The sequence below is a fragment of the Lutibacter sp. B1 genome (assembly GCF_012524075.1).
In the GTDB taxonomy this organism is placed as follows: domain Bacteria; phylum Bacteroidota; class Bacteroidia; order Flavobacteriales; family Flavobacteriaceae; genus Lutibacter.
The window spans coordinates 23,917-41,581 of the sequence record NZ_JAAZUI010000016.1 but is presented as its reverse complement, the minus strand read 5'-3'; the positions used below and the strand labels follow the sequence as shown (position 1 = coordinate 41,581).

Annotated in this window: 11 protein-coding genes and 1 riboswitch; of the genes, 6 read left to right on the top strand and 5 right to left on the bottom strand. The window is 29.9% G+C overall.

Annotated features, from left to right (window positions below; genetic code table 11):
- Positions 1–91 precede the first annotated feature (91 nt).
- Positions 92–2,497 (top strand): sodium-translocating pyrophosphatase, encoded by a 2,406-nt coding sequence (locus tag HGB55_RS10405; protein ID WP_168816834.1) that lies wholly within the window; start codon positions 92–94, stop codon positions 2,495–2,497.
- Between the two features lie 56 nt (positions 2,498–2,553).
- On the opposite strand, the gene HGB55_RS10400 is transcribed toward HGB55_RS10405, so the two are convergent.
- From HGB55_RS10400 to HGB55_RS15665, 3 genes are all read right to left on the bottom strand, one after another.
- The gene (locus HGB55_RS10400; RefSeq protein WP_168816833.1) at positions 2,554–3,168 is read right to left on the bottom strand and encodes a deoxynucleoside kinase; all 615 of its coding nucleotides are present in this window, start codon (positions 3,166–3,168) and stop codon (positions 2,554–2,556) included.
- A 74-nt stretch (positions 3,169–3,242) separates the two neighbouring features.
- Entirely contained in the window at positions 3,243–3,923 is a 681-nt protein-coding gene (locus HGB55_RS10395) for a response regulator transcription factor (RefSeq protein ID WP_168816832.1), read from the bottom strand.
- Complete coding sequence (locus HGB55_RS15665) at positions 3,916–5,535, bottom strand: sensor histidine kinase (protein WP_371807815.1); 1,620 nt, start codon at positions 5,533–5,535, stop codon at positions 3,916–3,918. The genes HGB55_RS10395 and HGB55_RS15665 overlap by 8 nt, the downstream gene beginning before the upstream one ends.
- 121 nt (positions 5,536–5,656) lie before the next feature.
- On the opposite strand from HGB55_RS15665, the gene HGB55_RS10385 reads away from it, so the two are divergent.
- The 3 genes from HGB55_RS10385 (at position 5,657) to HGB55_RS10375 (ending at position 10,159) form a co-directional block, all read left to right on the top strand.
- A complete protein-coding gene (locus tag HGB55_RS10385; RefSeq protein WP_168816831.1) occupies positions 5,657–6,469 on the top strand; it encodes a GLPGLI family protein in 813 nt (270 codons plus the stop codon).
- A 117-nt stretch (positions 6,470–6,586) separates the two neighbouring features.
- Entirely contained in the window at positions 6,587–7,447 is an 861-nt protein-coding gene (locus HGB55_RS10380; protein WP_168816830.1) for a GLPGLI family protein, read from the top strand.
- Positions 7,448–7,489: 42 nt separating this feature from the next.
- Positions 7,490–10,159, top strand: coding sequence for a carboxypeptidase regulatory-like domain-containing protein (locus HGB55_RS10375; RefSeq protein ID WP_168816829.1), 2,670 nt, complete (start codon positions 7,490–7,492; stop codon positions 10,157–10,159).
- A 135-nt stretch (positions 10,160–10,294) separates the two neighbouring features.
- Here the strand turns inward: HGB55_RS10375 and HGB55_RS10370 are convergent, their stop codons facing one another.
- Positions 10,295–10,591: an isoamylase early set domain-containing protein gene (locus HGB55_RS10370; protein WP_168816828.1), complete on the bottom strand. Its 297-nt coding sequence runs from the start codon at positions 10,589–10,591 to the stop codon at positions 10,295–10,297.
- A 237-nt stretch (positions 10,592–10,828) separates the two neighbouring features.
- Positions 10,829–12,085 (bottom strand): methionine adenosyltransferase, encoded by a 1,257-nt coding sequence (metK, locus tag HGB55_RS10365; protein WP_168816827.1) that lies wholly within the window; start codon positions 12,083–12,085, stop codon positions 10,829–10,831.
- 585 nt (positions 12,086–12,670) lie between these two features.
- Here metK and HGB55_RS10360 point away from each other — a divergent pair.
- A complete protein-coding gene (locus HGB55_RS10360) occupies positions 12,671–13,960 on the top strand; it encodes an O-acetylhomoserine aminocarboxypropyltransferase/cysteine synthase family protein (protein WP_168816826.1) in 1,290 nt (429 codons plus the stop codon).
- 73 nt (positions 13,961–14,033) lie between these two features.
- Positions 14,034–14,136: riboswitch (SAM riboswitch) on the top strand.
- 121 nt (positions 14,137–14,257) lie between these two features.
- On the top strand, positions 14,258–17,647 hold the full coding sequence (gene thrA, locus HGB55_RS10355; RefSeq protein ID WP_168816825.1) for a bifunctional aspartate kinase/homoserine dehydrogenase I: 3,390 nt from the start codon (positions 14,258–14,260) through the stop codon (positions 17,645–17,647).
- Positions 17,648–17,665 lie beyond the last annotated feature (18 nt).

Below are 17,665 nucleotides of genomic sequence, written 5' to 3'. Positions count from 1 at the left end.
AACCATCTTTAAAAATAAGGATGGTTTTTTTTATCTATTATATTTTCGTAATTTTATATATTCTAAAAAAATTAAACCTAACAATTAAAATATGGAAATTTTAGTAAACTATTTACCATTATTTGGTGTTTTAGCTCTTGTATTTGTTGTTATAAAAAATGCATGGGTTTCAAAACAAGATAAAGGTAATGAAACGATGTCAAGAATAGCAAAAAATATTGCTGATGGAGCAATGTCTTTTCTAAAAGCAGAGTACAAAATTTTATTTGTTTTTGTAGTAGCTGTTGCAATCTTATTATATTTTAAAGGCCAACATGAGGTAGGTTCTAATGGAATGGTTGCACTATCATTTATAGTTGGTGCATTTTGTTCAGCTTTAGCAGGTTTTATTGGAATGAAAGTTGCAACTAAAGCGAATGTACGTACAACAAATGCAGCAAGAACATCATTAGGGAAAGCGCTAGAAGTAGCTTTTGCAGGTGGTTCAGTAATGGGATTAGGTGTTGTTGGTTTAGGTGTTTTAGGATTAAGCAGTTTGTTTATGATTTATCAAAATATTTGGCCCGGAGCAGATAATATTCCAATGGTTTTAAATGTACTTTCAGGGTTCTCATTAGGAGCTTCATCAATTGCGTTATTTGCTCGTGTAGGTGGAGGTATTTATACTAAAGCGGCTGATGTTGGTGCAGATCTTGTTGGTAAAGTTGAAGCAGGTATTCCTGAAGATCACCCTTTGAATCCGGCAACTATTGCTGATAATGTAGGTGATAATGTAGGTGATGTAGCAGGTATGGGAGCCGATTTATTTGAATCGTATGTTGGTTCAATTATTGGTACAATGGTATTGGGTGCTTTGATAATTACCCCTGATTTTAACGGATTAGGTGCTGTTTATTTACCATTGGTTTTAGCAGCAGTAGGTATTGTAATGTCAATTTTAGGAACTTTATTTGTAAAAGTTAGAGAAGGGGGATCACCTCAAAAAGCTTTAAATTTAGGTGAATTTGGATCTGGTACTTTAATGATTATAGCTTCTTATTTTATAATAAACGCTATGATTCCTAATTCTTTAGAAGGATTGCCTTTTGGCTCTATGGGCGTTTTTGGAGCAACTTTGGCAGGTTTGATAGCCGGTTTTTTAGTTGGTAAAATTACTGAATATTATACAGGAACAGGAACAAAACCAGTTACATCAATTGTAAGGCAATCTGAAACAGGTTCGGCAACAAATATAATTGCAGGTTTAGGAGTTGGTATGATGTCAACTGCAATTCCAATTCTATTAATTGCAACAGCAATTATAGTTTCTCATTATTTTGCAGGGTTATATGGTATTGCAATAGCAGCGGTTGGTATGTTGGCAAATACAGGTATGCAATTAGCGATAGATGCTTATGGTCCAATATCTGATAATGCCGGAGGTATTGCTGAAATGGCAGAATTGCCTAAAGAAGTTCGTGAACGTACTGATAAACTTGATGCTGTAGGTAATACAACAGCAGCTATAGGTAAAGGTTTTGCTATTGCTTCTGCTGCATTAACAGCTTTAGCATTATTCGCAGCATTTATGAAAACTGCCAATGTACCTACAATAGATGTTTCACAACCTAAAATTATGGCAGGTTTGTTAGTTGGTGGTATGTTGCCATTTGTATTTTCGGCTTTATCTATGAATGCTGTTGGACGAGCAGCGATGGCAATGATAGAAGAAGTTCGTCGTCAATTTAGAGATATTCCGGCCTTAAAAGCTGCTTTAGAAGTTATGCGTAAATATGATTCTGATATTTCAAAAGCAACTAAAGAAGATAGAGCAATATTTGATGCGGCACATGGTGTTGCAGAATACGAAAAATGTGTGGCGATTTCTACAAATGCTTCGTTAAGAGAAATGATATTACCGGGTTTGTTAGCGTTAGTAGTTCCTGTTGCTGTAGGTTTTGTTGGTGGAGCTCAAATGTTGGGAGGTTTATTAGCCGGAGTAACAACAACTGGGGTTTTAATGGCTATTTTTCAAGCTAATGCTGGAGGTGCTTGGGACAATGCAAAAAAAATGATTGAAAGTGAAGGGCGTAAAGGTTCCGATGCTCATAAAGCAGCTGTAGTAGGTGATACGGTTGGTGATCCGTTTAAAGATACATCAGGTCCATCATTAAATATTTTAATCAAATTAATGTCGGTAGTAGCATTGGTAATTGCTCCAAGTATAACTTTATCTTCTGAAGAAGTCTCAGAATATATGAATAATAAATCTGTTACAGAAGTTGTTTCTAATGAGATTACAAAAGAAGTTAAAATTGAAATGATTAATGTTGAAGACGGAAAAGTAAAAGCAGTAGTTTCAACTATTACTACTGAGAATGGACAAACGACTATTGATGAAAAAGTTTTTGAAGGGACTGAAGAAGAAGTAAAAGCGAAACTAGATAGTCTTAAAAATGTTAAAGTTGAAACTAACAAAATTGAGGTTAAAGAAGAAATAATTAAGAAGGCCCAATAATAAAATAAAGGTTAATAAAAAAGCTCGCCATTGGCGAGCTTTTTTATAAGTAATTTTTAAAATAATCCGTGTATTTGTGCATCAATTTTATCAATAATAGAACCTAAATCTTCTGGGTTTTCAACAAAGTCTAAATTATCTACATCAATAATTAATAATTTCCCTTTTTGATATTTAGATATCCATGCTTCATAGCGTTCATTCAATCTACTTAAATAATCAATGCTTATAGAATTTTCATAATCTCTTCCTCTTTTATGAATTTGTCCAACCAATGTAGGTATAGAAGCTCTTAAATAAATAAGTAAATCGGGTGGAGTAACCAAACGTTCCATTAATTCAAAAAGAGATTCATAATTGTTAAAATCTCTATTAGGCATTAAACCCATAGCGTGTAAATTTGGTGCAAAAATTCGAGCATCTTCATAAATAGTCCTATCCTGAATGATATTTTTCCCACTTTCTCTAATTTCGAGTATTTGTCGAAATCTACTATTTAAAAAGTAAACTTGTAAGTTAAACGACCAACGTTCCATTTCACTGTAAAAATCATCTAAGTAAGGATTTTCATCAACAGACTCAAAATGAGGATCCCATTTGTAATGTTTGGCTAAAAGTTTTGTTAACGTGGTTTTTCCTGCTCCAATATTTCCGGCAATAGCTACGTGCATAATCAATTTTCGATGAAAGTTAAAATGCTAAGATAAATAAATTTTTCATGATTTATTTAAACAAATACAACACTTTAAAAAATTAGTTTATATCCATAACCACGAACGTTAATTATTTGAATTTTAGGATCTTTTTTTAGTTTTTTACGAAGCTTTGTTATAAAAACATCCATACTTCGTGCGTTAAAAAAATCATCATCGCCCCATAATTTTTTTAAAATGAAAGATCGATCTAATATTTGATTCTTATTTTTTAATAAATAATAGAGTAAATGAGCTTCTCTATGAGTTAAAGTTTCTGTTTTTGAATTGAATTGAATTGTTTGATTTTTTAAATTGAAAATAAAATTACCCAATTGGATTTGTTCATCTTTATACTCAAGTTTAGTTCTTTTTAAAAGGGCATTAATTCTAACAATAAGCTCCTCCATACTAAAGGGTTTTTTTAAATAATCATTACCACCAATAGTAAACCCTTCAACAATATCTCGCGTTTGTGATTTAGATGTTAAAAAAATAATAGGAATAGAGGCGTTTTCTTGTCTAATTTCCTTAGCCAATGTGAAACCATCTTTTTTTGGCATCATAACATCTAAAACTAGTAAAAGAGGTTTTTCTTTTTTGTATGTTTTATATGCTTCTTCACCATCTAAACAAAGTAAAACTTCAAAGTTTCGGGATTCTAAACTTTCTTTAATTATTCTACCTAAAGAAGGCTCATCTTCAGCTAGTAAAATTTTTACAAGATTATTCATTTAACAACTCAATTTTAAATACGGTTTTATTTTTTTTATCATAAATAACGGTAATATTTCCATTGTGTTTTTCAATAATATTTTTTGTGTAATACAATCCAATTCCAAATCCTTTTACGTTATGTGTATCTCCTGTTGGAATTCTATAAAATTGTTCAAAAATTTTCTCTTTTTGATTTTTTGGAATTCCATTTCCATTATCTTTAAAGAGTATTATCATACTGTTTTTTGTTTTGGATAATTCAATACATATCTTATTTCCACCATACTTTAGTGCATTATCTATAATATTTGAAATAGCATTTTCAAAGTGAAATTTATCTAAATTAAGTAGCGTGGAATCAATCATATTTTTATAAATAATTTTTTTTTCAGGATTTATAACTTGGTATTTATTTATACAATTTTTCAGGAGTTTATGAATATCAATAGGTTCTTTATTTAAAGATAATTCTTCTTGATTTAAAGTAGCTGTTTCCAATATTTTTTCAACCATTACATTTAGTTTAGTTACTTGAGCGTTTGCAATAGAAATGTAATTTTCTGTTTTAGTTTTATCTTCTAATGCATTAAAATTTTTAAGAGCTTCTAAAGCAGTTGAAATAGTGGTAATGGGGGTTTTTAGTTCGTGAGTTATATTACTTATTAAATCATTTTTAATTTCTGCTAGTTGTTTTTGATTTTTTATGATATATAAAAGATAAAACAAAGATGAAATTATTGCTAATGAAAGTAGTAACGAAATTAGTATTCCAGAAACACTTCTTTTTAAAATTTCTGTTGAGGGATTTTTAAAGTAAAGTTGTAATTTATTGTTAGGCTTAATATAGGTAGATTTTGAATTTACAACGAGGTTTTTAGTTGTAATTGAGTTATTTGAATAGTAAAAAAGCGTATCTTTTTTTAAATGATGAATAGCAAACTCAAGATTTATATTTTTTTGCTGAAGCTGCTTTTGTAATAAAGAATCTAGTTTTTCGTACTCAATAGTATCTTTGTTAATTGATACAAATAAGGTTTTCAATCCCTTTAATAATTTAATACTGTCAGCAGCTTTTTTCCCTCTAATTACGGTTACTTTACTAACAGTTTTATTTTTTTTATCAAATGTATAACCGGTAGTTTCATCATCATTTAAATTCGTAAATTTAGTAATAGTATCGTTATTTATAGGGAAAGTACTTTGTGTGCGTTTGTTTGTTTCTTCTGTAATATTTATAAAAAGAGAATCAAATTTTAGGTTATTTTTTGACTCTTCAGTATTAATTTTTATTTCAGTATTTTCAGATCTTTTATTTTTAGAAAACTTTTGTTTTTTTGAATTTGTTTTCTTTATTCTTGATTCGTTAAAAATAGAATCAAAAGCAACATCTTCAAAAAAATGATTGGCAGTAGATAAACTGTCGTTGTCAATTATCGTGATGTAATTTGCTTTAGCCAATTCCGCATAATATTCTTCGATTGAATTATCAAAACTAATTTGAATCTCGTTGACAATTCTATTTTTATTTAATTGGTAATTTTTATAATTCCAATACACTTGTACAGCAATAGTGGTAAAAATTGTTACTGTAATTAAATATAAAATCCAGTTGTATTTTTTTGTCTTCACATTTCAAATGTACTATTTAAAAATAATAAATTATTGGTGTTAACACTCGTTAACACTCATTAACATTAAGTTAGAACAATAGCGTTTAGATTTGTGAAGTAATTATAAATAATTCTAAACAATGAAAAAACAAGCATATCTTTTTATAGGAATTTTCTTTTTGTTTATTGGTACTCTTTTTTCGCAAGATTTTCAAGGAATAGCAATATACCAAACAAAACAAGTTGTCAATTTAACAATGGATAGCACAAAAACAGATTTTAGTCAACAACAGGCTATTCAAGAAATGTTACAAAAACAATTTGAAAAAGTTTATGAGCTTAAGTTTAATAAAACAGAATCGTTTTATAAAGAAGAAGAGCAATTAGATAAGCCTGAAGTTTCTTCAGGTGGCTTAACAATTACAATTGCAGGTGACAGAAGTAAATTATATAAAAATACACAAACTGAAACATTTGTGAATTCTCGTGATTTAATGGGAAAGCAATTTTTAATTTCGGATAGAATGGAAAAAACAGATTGGAAATTAGAAAATGAAAGTAAAATAATAGGGAATTATACTTGTTATAAAGCAACCGCTGTTGAAACGTATGAGGATGTTGAATTTAAAACAGGTAAAAAGGAGGTGAAAACTAAAAATATAATTGCTTGGTATACACCGGAAATACCGGTAACACACGGACCCGATAAATATTATGGGTTACCGGGATTAATAATGGAAATGATTGTGGGCAAAAAAATGTATTTATGCAATAAATTAATTTTAAATCCGGAGAAAAAGATAGAATTTGAAATACCAAAAAAAGGAAAAAAAGTAACTCAGATTGAATTTGATAAAATAAGCGAAAAAAAGCAAAAGGAAATGATAGAGAAATTTTCAAGTGGAAGAAAAAAAGGGAATGGGAATACTATTGAAATTAAAATAGGTGGTTAAATTAAACCTTACAATTATTTTGAGTCTAATCTCTATAGTAGTTTAACATATTTTTGGCTGTAAAATTAAAAGGCAGCAAATATATTTGTTTAAATAGATTTAAAAACAATTGTAAAAATGAAGAGTGTATTTTTTAAAAACATAGTTGTGGCCGTATTATTTATATCAACATCCGTTATTGCGCAAGATTTTCAAGGAATGGCAGTTTACCAAACCAAAACAAAGTTGGATGTTAATTTTGATGATTCAAGAATTCCGGCTGACAGAGTTAAACGCATTCAAGAAATGATGAAAAATCAACTTGAAAAAACCTATGTATTAACTTTTGATAAAACTGCATCTATTTATAAAGAAGAAGAAAAATTAGATCAATCTAATGGAGGAAGAGGAGGTATGCGTTTTATGATGATGGGAGGTGCTTCTTCAGGAAAACAGTATAAAAATATACTTGAAAAAAGGTTAGTAAAAGAACAAGAGTTTAGTGGGAAAAACTTTTTAATTGTTGATGAATTAACACCTTACGCGTGGAAGATGGAGCAAGAAACCAAAATGATTGGTAATAATATGTGTTTTAAAGCTACAGCAGTTATAAAAGAAGAAAAGAAAGAAGCTCTTAAGTTTGGACCTCCTTCAAATGATGAAGAGGAAAATAAAGAAGATAAACCTAAAGAAATGGTTGATGTTATTATTACTGCCTGGTATACATTAGATATTCCGGTAAGTAACGGACCGGCTAATTATTGGGGTTTACCCGGATTAATACTTGAAGTAAGTGCAGGAAATACTCAAATATTGTGTACTAAAATTGTGATGAATCCTAAAGAAAAAGTAGAAATATCGGAACCTAAAAAAGGAAAAGAGGTTACTCAAGCTGAATTTGATGAAATAATGAAAGAAAAAATGATCGAAATGAGAGAAAGATTTAGAAATGAGCGTCAGAAAAATGATGGAGGTCAACATTTTAGAATAAGAGGATAAAGTAAGTGTCAATTATATCTTATTAAAAATTATAACGAATAAATGGAAAAAATAGCAATTGTACTGTTTTTTGCAATAATGCCTTTAGTTGCTTTATCTCAAAGTATAAAACTTGAAGGAGTTGTTACAAACGAAAAAGGTGAACCACTGGAAATGGCAAATGTAATAGCCTTTAAAAAAGGAACACAATTTTTACAATCGTATTCCATTTCAGACTCTAAAGGAAATTATAAATTAAGTTTAGAGCAAAATGAACAATATACTTTAAAAATAAGTTATTTAGGTTTTGATACTACAACTATCGACATAACTGTAGAAAATTCATCAGAAGATTTGAAGAAGGATATTACCTTAAAAGAATCTAACGAATCTTTAAAAGAAGTTGAAATAACTTATGAAATGCCTGTAAAAGTTATAGGTGATACTATTGTTTATAATTCCGATTCGTTCACCTCAGGCAAAGAAAAAAAATTAGAAGATGTACTAAAAAAACTACCGGGTATTGATGTGGACGATAATGGGGAAGTTGAAGTTGAAGGAAAAAAAGTACAAAAAGTATTGGTTGAAGGAAAAGAATTTTTTGATGGCGATTCCAAATTGGCAACCAAAAATATTCCTGCAAGCGCTATAGATAAGGTACAAGTGCTTAAAAATTACAACGAAGTTTCAAGTATGCGAGCTGTTACCAATAACGAAGATAATATTGCCATAAACATAAAATTGAAACAAGGTAAAAAACGATTTTGGTTTGGAGAAATAAATGCAGGCGGAGGAGAAAACGAAAAATATTTGGCAAAACCTAAACTGTTTTATTACAGTCCGGAAAAAAGTATCAATGTTTTAGCCGATTTTAACAATATAGGTGACGCGCCATTTACAATGCGCGATTATTTTAGATTTACCGGCGGTTTACGAGGAGCAATGAGTGGGAGCGGAACAAGTTTTAATGTTTCATCAGGTGGTTTAGGATTTATGACCACACAAAATAACAGAGCTCAGGAAATTACTTCAAAATTTGGGGCTGTAAACTTTAGTTTAGTGCCCAAAAAATCGTTAGATTTTAATGGTTTTGCCATTGCAAATGATTCTGAAACCGATATGTTTACCGAGTCAAATACGGTTTATAATAAAACAGGCTTAACTGAAGAAAGTACAACATCGGCAACACAAGGCAGTAAATTGGGGATGGTAAAATTCAGTACAACTTACGAGCCTGGCACTAATTTGCATATAGACTACGATATTTTCGGAAAAATATCTGAACAAACTGAAATAAATGATGTTACATCAACCAATCGAGGATCAGTAGATACCAATAAAGAAGAAAAACCTTTTTCATTAAATCAAAACTTTAATGTGTATTATACATTAAATGAGAAAAATATTCTTTCGGCCGAAGTACAACACATCTATCAAAAAGATAAACCATTATACAATTCATTAGCATTTACACAACCTTTTGAAATTATTCCTTCATCCGATGAAGAAAGTTTGTATGATATTCTTCAAAAGAAAAAAACAACCACAAATAAATTCGATGCAAAAATTGATTATTATTACCTCTTAACTCAAAAAAGCAACATAAATCTTTCGGTAGGAACAACGTTAAGTAAGCAACAGTTAAACTCTCATATCTCACAAAATTTAGATAACGGCACTACGTTAAATTTTAATGATGAAGTTTTAAACAACGATGTAGATTTTAATTTTTCTGATGTATTTGTAGGCTTACATTATAAAATGATTTCGGGAATTTTTACATTTAATCCGGGATTAACATTGCATCATTATACAACTAAAGATACACAGTTACATAGTGTAAATAAACAGAATAGCACCAAATTATTGCCAGATGTATATGCTCGTTTACAGTTCAAATCATCAGAAAGTTTACGTTTCAATTACTCAATTACCACTCAATTTTCTGATATTGATAATATTGCCGAAGGATATTTAATTTCAAATTATTCATCATTAACAAGCGGAAACAGAGATTTAGACAACTCACTTTACCATAATTATTCGCTAAGTTACTTTAGTTTTAGTATGTTTTCTTTTACTAATTTAATGGCGTCAGTTAATTATACAAAAAAGTTAGATGGAGTTAAAAATAACACAGAATTAATTGGAGTTGATAGAATTTCGTATCCTGTTAACTCAAAATTTGCAGACGAAACTTTCTCTGCAAATGTTAGGTACGGAAAAACCTACAGTAAATTAAAAACCAATTTCAGTGCAAATTTTTCAAACTCAATTTTTAACAATATTGTGAATAATGAACGAATAAAATCTAAAACAATTTCACACAGTTACCAAGGCAGTGTTGCTACCAAATTTAAAGATGCACCAAATTTTGAGGTAGGTTATCAAAAATCATTTTCCGAATATTCAAAAACAGGCAGTACAACCGACAGGCCTTTTGCAAACATGGAAATAGGCTTCTTAAAAAACTTTATTTTAACTGCCGACTACAGTTATTACAATTATAAAAACGACGAAAAAACAGTTAAAAATGAGTATTCATTTTTAAATGCCAATTTGTACTATCAACAAAAAGACAGCAAATGGGAGTTTAAAGTTTCGGTAGATAATTTAACCAATAACACCTCAATGAATACTGATAGTTATAACGAAATTTCCGATAGTAATTCAACATCACTGTACTATATCCAACCACGTTTATGGATGTTCTCGGTAAAGTATAATTTATAGGGCGTTACCCTTCGGGTCGGGCTTTTGCTACTCGCTTTTTTACAGTTGAATTTCAACTGTAAAAAGAGCTTAAACAATAGCGCAATCCCTAACGCAAACAGCAAACATTAAGTTAATAACGTTTAAAGCAGATTTTTACAAATCTAAAATACCGTTTTCATCGGCAGCATGTGCATTCCAAATGTAATCATCAGCCTCATCATCATTAACATAAACGCCATCAATTACATATCTAAATTCATAAGAAACATCTTTCTTTAAATCTAAAGTACCTTTAAAAGTTCCGTTTTTTAATTTAGTTAAAGGAGCAGCTTTAATATCCCATTCATTAAAATCACCAACAACTGAAACATTTGTAGCTTCCGGAGCTGTAACTGTAAAAGTTACTTTACAAACAGGTTTACTTTTTAAAAATTGTTTTTTTATAGCCATGATTATAGTAATTTTAAGTGCTAAAGTAGCAATTATTTTACACAGAAAGTGTGTAAAAGTTATGAAAATCAAAATATTAACAATTTCTTAAAAATTACTCAAATAAACTTTAATGTGTAAAAAAAAGAAGTTGTTTTTAATAAAAATATTCATTTTTTTAACTAAAAAAATAAACTATAAAAAAAGCCAATAAAAACTAAGTTTTTTTATTGGCTTTCAAATTCGTTACTTATTTGATTATAAGTTAAATGCTTTTTTAATGGCATCAATATAATCTAATTTCTCCCAAGTAAATAGTTCAATATCAAGTGTTTTCTTGGTTCCGTCAACATTTTCAAAAGTTTTGGTAACAATTTCATTTTTACGTCCCATATGTCCGTAAGCAGCAGTTTCCAAATACATAGGTTGGCGTAATTTTAAACGTTCTTCAATAGCTGCAGGTCTCATATCAAATAATTCTTCAACAATTTCAGCTATTTCACCGTCAGACAAATTAACTTTAGAAGTACCATAAGTATTCACATAAATACCCATAGGCTTTACAACTCCAATTGCATACGAAACCTGAATTAAAATTTCATCGGCAACTCCGGCTGCAACTAAATTTTTAGCTATGTGTCGGGTGGCATAAGCTGCACTACGGTCAACTTTACTTGGGTCTTTTCCTGAGAATGCACCACCACCATGAGCTCCTTTACCGCCATAAGTATCAACAATAATTTTTCTACCGGTTAAGCCGGTATCTCCATGTGGTCCTCCAATCACAAATTTACCGGTAGGGTTAATATGGTAAGTTATGCTATCATTAAATAAAGCTTTAATGCTGTCCGGTAATTTTTTTATTAACCTTGGAATTAATATTGTAATAATATCATTTTTAATTTTTATTAACATTAACTCATCATTTGAGTTAAATTCATCATGTTGAGTAGATACTACAATATCTTTAATTCTTAACGGCACATTATCATCGGTATATTCTATGGTAACTTGACTTTTAGCATCTGGTCTTAGGTATGAGATTTCATTATTTTCTCTACGTAATTCGGCTAATTCTTGTAAAATTTTATGGCTTAAATCCAAAGCTAAAGGCATAAAGTTTTCAGTTTCATTAGTAGCATAACCAAACATCATTCCTTGGTCACCTGCACCTTGCTCTTCTTTAGAACCTCTGTCTACACCTTGATTTATGTCTTGAGATTGCTCATGTATTGCCGAAAAAACTCCGCAAGAGTTACCGTCAAACATATATTCGCTTTTAGTGTAACCAATTTTATTGATTATATCTCTTGCTATTTTTTGAACATCTAAATAGGTGTTAGATTTTACTTCTCCGGCTAAAACTACTTGTCCTGTTGTTACCAAAGTTTCACAAGCTACTTTAGAGTTTTCGTCAAACGCTAAAAAATTGTCAACCAAAGCATCAGAAATTTGATCAGAAACTTTATCAGGATGTCCTTCCGAAACAGATTCGGATGTAAATAAATATGGCATAATTCTAATTTATGTTTAATTTAAATTGAAAAATGATTTTGATTTGATTGCGTTGGTCGCTAAAAGAAGTAAATTATTACTGCTTTAGCATTTTTTAATGAGGTTGCAATCAGTCAAATCCTTCCTCTAATAATTTATTGGGTACAAATTTATAAAAACTTACATACAATTATCATAAAAAAACTAGATTTTTATTTTTAAAAATTTGTTTAATAAAAAAATGTAATTACATTTGTTGCAATAAAACGAAGAAAAATGAATGCTATTTTAAACAAAATGTGTTTTATGATGTGTAAAATTTACGCAGAGGACACTATTGTTTAAAATTTAAAAAATATAAATTAATAGAGGCCTCTGAATTTTTCAGAGGCTTTTTTATTCTATAAAACAAAAAATGAAGTCAATATTCCAAAATAGTATGTGTAACAACTGTTGTATGCCTATGCAAATGATGTGTAGCATAATGTTATGGTATTACCTGAATTGAATGGAATAAAAAATCAAAAATGATTTAAGTCCCTTTGGTAATACCTAAACCAAAGGGACTTTTTTATTAAATAAATTAAAACTTTAAAAAATTAAATTATGAGTACACAAAAATTTTCAACACAAGCATTACACGCAGGTCATGATACCTCAAAAACGGCAGGAACCAGAGCGGTACCTATTTATCAAACATCATCGTATGTGTTTAATAATACCGAACACGCAGCTAATTTATTTTCACTAGCTGAACCAGGGTTTATTTATACACGTTTAAACAACCCAACAAACGATATTTTAGAACAGCGTTTAGCGGCTTTAGATGGAGGAATTGGAGCCGCAGTTTTTGCATCAGGCACATCGGCAATTTCAACAGCATTGTTAACTTTATTAAAAGCAGGAGACCATATTGTTGCATCAAGTACATTGTATGGTGGTACATACAATTTATTAAATGTTACGTTACCAAGGCTTGGAATAACAACAACATTTGTTGATGCTTCAAATCCTCAAAATTTTAAAGAAGCAGTTCAAGAAAATACACGAGCAGTTTTTGTTGAATCCATCGGAAATCCAAAATTAGATGTATTGGATATTGAAGCAATTTCACAGATTTCAACTGAAAGTAAAATTCCATTTATTGTAGATAATACAGTTGCAACGCCATATTTACTAAATCCAATTAAGCACGGAGCAAATATTGTTGTTTATTCTTTAACAAAATTTATTGGTGGACAGGGAAATTCTTTAGGAGGAGCAATTGTTGATGGAGGGAATTTTGATTGGACTAATGGAAAGTTTCCTGAATTTACAGAACCTTCAAAAGGGTATCACGGATTGGTTTACAGTGAAGCTTTAGGAGAAGCGGCATATATTGCAAAAGTTAGATTGGAAGGTTTGCGTGATTTTGGAGGAGCTTTAAGCCCATTCAATGCGTTTCAAATAATTCAAGGATTGGAAACTTTACCAATACGATTAGAAAAGCATAGTAAAAATGCTTTAGAATTGGCTAACTGGCTAGAGCAACAAAAAGAAGTTGAATGGGTGAGTTATCCGGGATTAGAGTCTCATGAATCTTATAATAATGCACAAAAATATTTACCTAAAGGGCAAAGCGGAGTTTTATCATTTGGTGTAAAAGGAGGTTTTGAAGCTGCCAAAACTATAGTTGATACAGTAAAAGTATTTTCATTATTGGCAAATATTGGAGATACCAAATCTTTAATTATTCATCCTGCAAGTACCACACATCAACAACTTTCGGATGAGCAACAAGTATCATCAGGAGTTACGAAAGATTTAATAAGACTTTCAGTTGGAATTGAAGATATTGATGATTTAAAAAATGATTTAGAAGCTGCTTTTAAAGAAGTTTCATTATTGGTAAGTTAATCTTTCTAAAAAGTATTGTTTAAGAAATTTTTAATCCGTTAATTTGCCACTTAGTTCATAAACTTATTGAATGTTGTTATCAAGAAAGGCCGAGGGAATAGACCCGGAGAAGCCTTAGCAACCCTTTACTTTGTAAAGAAGGTGCTAAATTCTACCATTTTATGGATAGATAACCAAGCTAAATTACTTAACGTAATTTTCCACGTTTTTTTTGATAACAACTTTATATGGTTTTAACGAAGGTTAAAAAGTTAACTGCTATAATCTTTTAAAATATAATTGAAAATATAATTGAAAATGAGTCAATTAAAATATATAAAGTTGTCTGGTTTTATAACCGAATCGGGAAAAGAAGTGAAAGAAATACAGCTTTCCTATCAACTATTTGGAAAAAAATTGCATACTGCACCTCTTGTTTTGGTAAACCATGCACTTACCGGAAACTCTAATGTTGCAAGAGAAAATGGTTGGTGGAAAGATTTAATAGGTGAAAACAAAGTAATTAATACAAAAGTATATACAGTATTAGCTTTTAATATTCCCGGTAATGGTTACGATGGTTTTGTAATTGATAATTATAAAGATTTTGTGGCAAGAGATATTGCCAATATATTTTTAAAAGGACTGGATAAATTAACTGTTAAAGAATTATATGCAATTATAGGTGGTTCTTTAGGAGGTGGTATAGCTTGGGAAATGGCAGTGCTGAATCCTATAATTACAAAGCACTTAATACCTATTGCAACAGATTGGAAATCTACCGATTGGCTAATTGCAAACTGTCAAATTCAAGAACAATTTTTAATCAATTCCAGCAATCCTGTGCATGATGCTCGTATGCATGCCATGTTGTGTTACAGAACTCCTGAATCTTTTAAAGAGCGATTTCATCGTTCAAAAAATGAAGAATTGCAGATATTTAATGTAGAAAGCTGGTTGTTGCATCACGGTAATAAATTACAAGAACGTTTTCAATTATCAGCCTATAAATTAATGAATCAATTGTTAAAAACTATTGATGTTACCAAAGGGAGAAATGAAAATGTTTTAGACACCATAAAAGCAAATATTCATATTATTGGAGTAGATTCCGATTTGTTTTTTACTGCCGAAGAAAACAAAGAAACACATAAACAATTGGCATTAACACACCCAAATGTTACCTATAATGAAATTAATTCTGTTCACGGACACGATGCCTTTTTAATAGAATACAAACAGTTAGAAAAAATTATAGAGCCAATTTTTAATAAAACTTCAAAAAAAAATAAAAGGATAGTTCTAAAATTTGGAGGAAAATCATTAGCTAATGGTGATGGTTTAGAAAGAGCGTTAACTATTATTTCTTCAAAATTAAAAGAAGGTGAAAAAGTAGTTGTAGTAGTTTCGGCAAGAGGTAATGCTACAGATTTGTTAGAGGCTATTTTAGAAAAAGCAAAAAATAATTTACCCTATTTAGAAGAATTTGAACAATTTAAAAAGTATCAAATTGAAGTTGATAAAACGGTAGATTTTAAAAGTGAATTTCAACTGTTGGATGAGATTTTTAGAGGTGTAAAATTGTTGGGAGATTACAGTAAAAAAGTAAAAGATCAAGTATTGTCTCAAGGCGAAATTTTATCAGCAAAAATAATAGCTAATCTTTTAAATAAAAGAGGAATAAAAGCAAATTTTGTAGATTCAAGAACATTGATTAAAACCGATGACCAATTTGGTCAAGCTGTACCAATAGAAAGTATTTCAGAAGAAAATATAATTCAATATTTTGCCAATTGTGATAAAAATGAAACACAAATTTTAACCGGTTTTATAGCTTCAAATTTACAAGGAGAAACAACAACTTTAGGTAGAAATGGCAGTAATTATACCGCTGCATTAATTGCTAATTTTTTAAATGTCAAAGAGTTGCAAAATTATACGCATGTAAATGGAATTTATACGGCAGATCCTAATTTGGTTGAAAATTCACAACCAATTAAAAAACTTTCGTATCAGGAAGCTAATGAAATGGCAAATTTTGGGGCAAACATTTTACATGCTAAAACCATCATTCCTTTAATTGAAAAAAATATTCCTTTACGTATTTTAAACACATTTGACACTAAAAGTGAAGGGACGCTAATTAGTTTAGAAGCTGAAGGTGGTATAAAATCACTGTCAGTACAAGAAGATGTTGCACTTGTAAATTTAATTGGTAGAGGTTTGTTAGGAAAAGTTGGTGTAGACGGAAGAATTTTTACTGCATTGGGCAAAGAAAATATAAGTATAAGTATTATTTCGCAAGGATCTTCAGAAAGAGGTATTGGATTTGTAGTTGATGCACATAACGGTTTTAAAGCAAAAAAGGTTTTGGAGAGCGAATTTAAAGACGATTTTAAAACCAAAGATATAAGCCAAATTTATGTTACTGATAATGTATCGGTTATTTCTATAGTTGGTCAAACATTGGAATCATTTCATCAACCGTATAGCGCCTTAATAAAAAATCATATTACGCCGGTTTTAATAAACAATACGGTTACCGGTGAAAATGTGTGTTTGGTAGTTAAAAAAGACGATTTAAAAAAAGCGGTAAATGTTATTCACGGTGAAATTTTTGGAGTATCCAAAAATGTGAATATTGCAATTTTTGGGAAAGGTTTGGTTGGTGGTACTTTAATTAATCAAATTTTAGAAAGCAAAAACAATATATTAAAACGAAAAAACATCAATTTAAACATATTTGCAGTAGCAAATTCTACCAAAGTTTTATTGAATAAAAATGGAATTACTGCTAATTGGAAAAATGAATTGGAAACCAAAGCTTTTGAAAATTATACAATTAATACAGTAATCGATTATGCTGAAACTAATCATTTAGAGAATTTAATTGCCATAGATAATACAGCCAGCCAACATTTTATTAAAAATTATATTGAATTGGTAGAAAATGGATTTGATTTGATTTCTTCCAATAAAATTGCAAATACTGTAAACTATTCTTCCTATAAAGAATTACGTAAAAAAATTAAAGAAAATAAAAAAACCTATTTGTACGAAACAAATGTTGGAGCGGGTTTACCATTAATTGAAACTATTAAAGTTTTACACGAATCAGGAGAAAATATTACTCGGATAAGAGGTGTTTTTTCAGGATCTTTAAGTTATTTATTTAATAATTATTCTGAAAAGAACGTACCTTTTAGTGCAATTTTAAAAGAAGCAATTGCAAACGGTTATACGGAACCTGACCCTAGAGAAGATTTATGCGGAAATGATGTTGGCAGAAAACTATTAATTTTAGCTCGTGAGTTGGATTTACAAAATGAATTTGAAGATGTTAAAATTGAAAATCTAATTCCTGAAAATTTAAGAGAAGGAACTCCGCAGGAGTTTTTAACTAACTTAAATGAGATGGATGTATATTACCAAAAACTTAAAAAAGATCAAAAAGATAATTACGTTTTAAGGTATATTGGAGATTTGTCGGGTGATCTACAAAAAGATAAAGGAAATTTAGAAGTAAAATTAATATCAGTACCAAGCAATAGTCCTTTAGGACAAATAAAAGGAGCTGATGCAATTTTTGAAATATTTACAGAATCTTATGGAGAAAAACCAATAGTTATTCAAGGAGCAGGAGCAGGAGCTGCGGTAACAGCAAGAGGTGTTTTTGGCGATATTTTACGATTAGCAGATAAAAATTAAAAGTCTTAATTAGGTAAT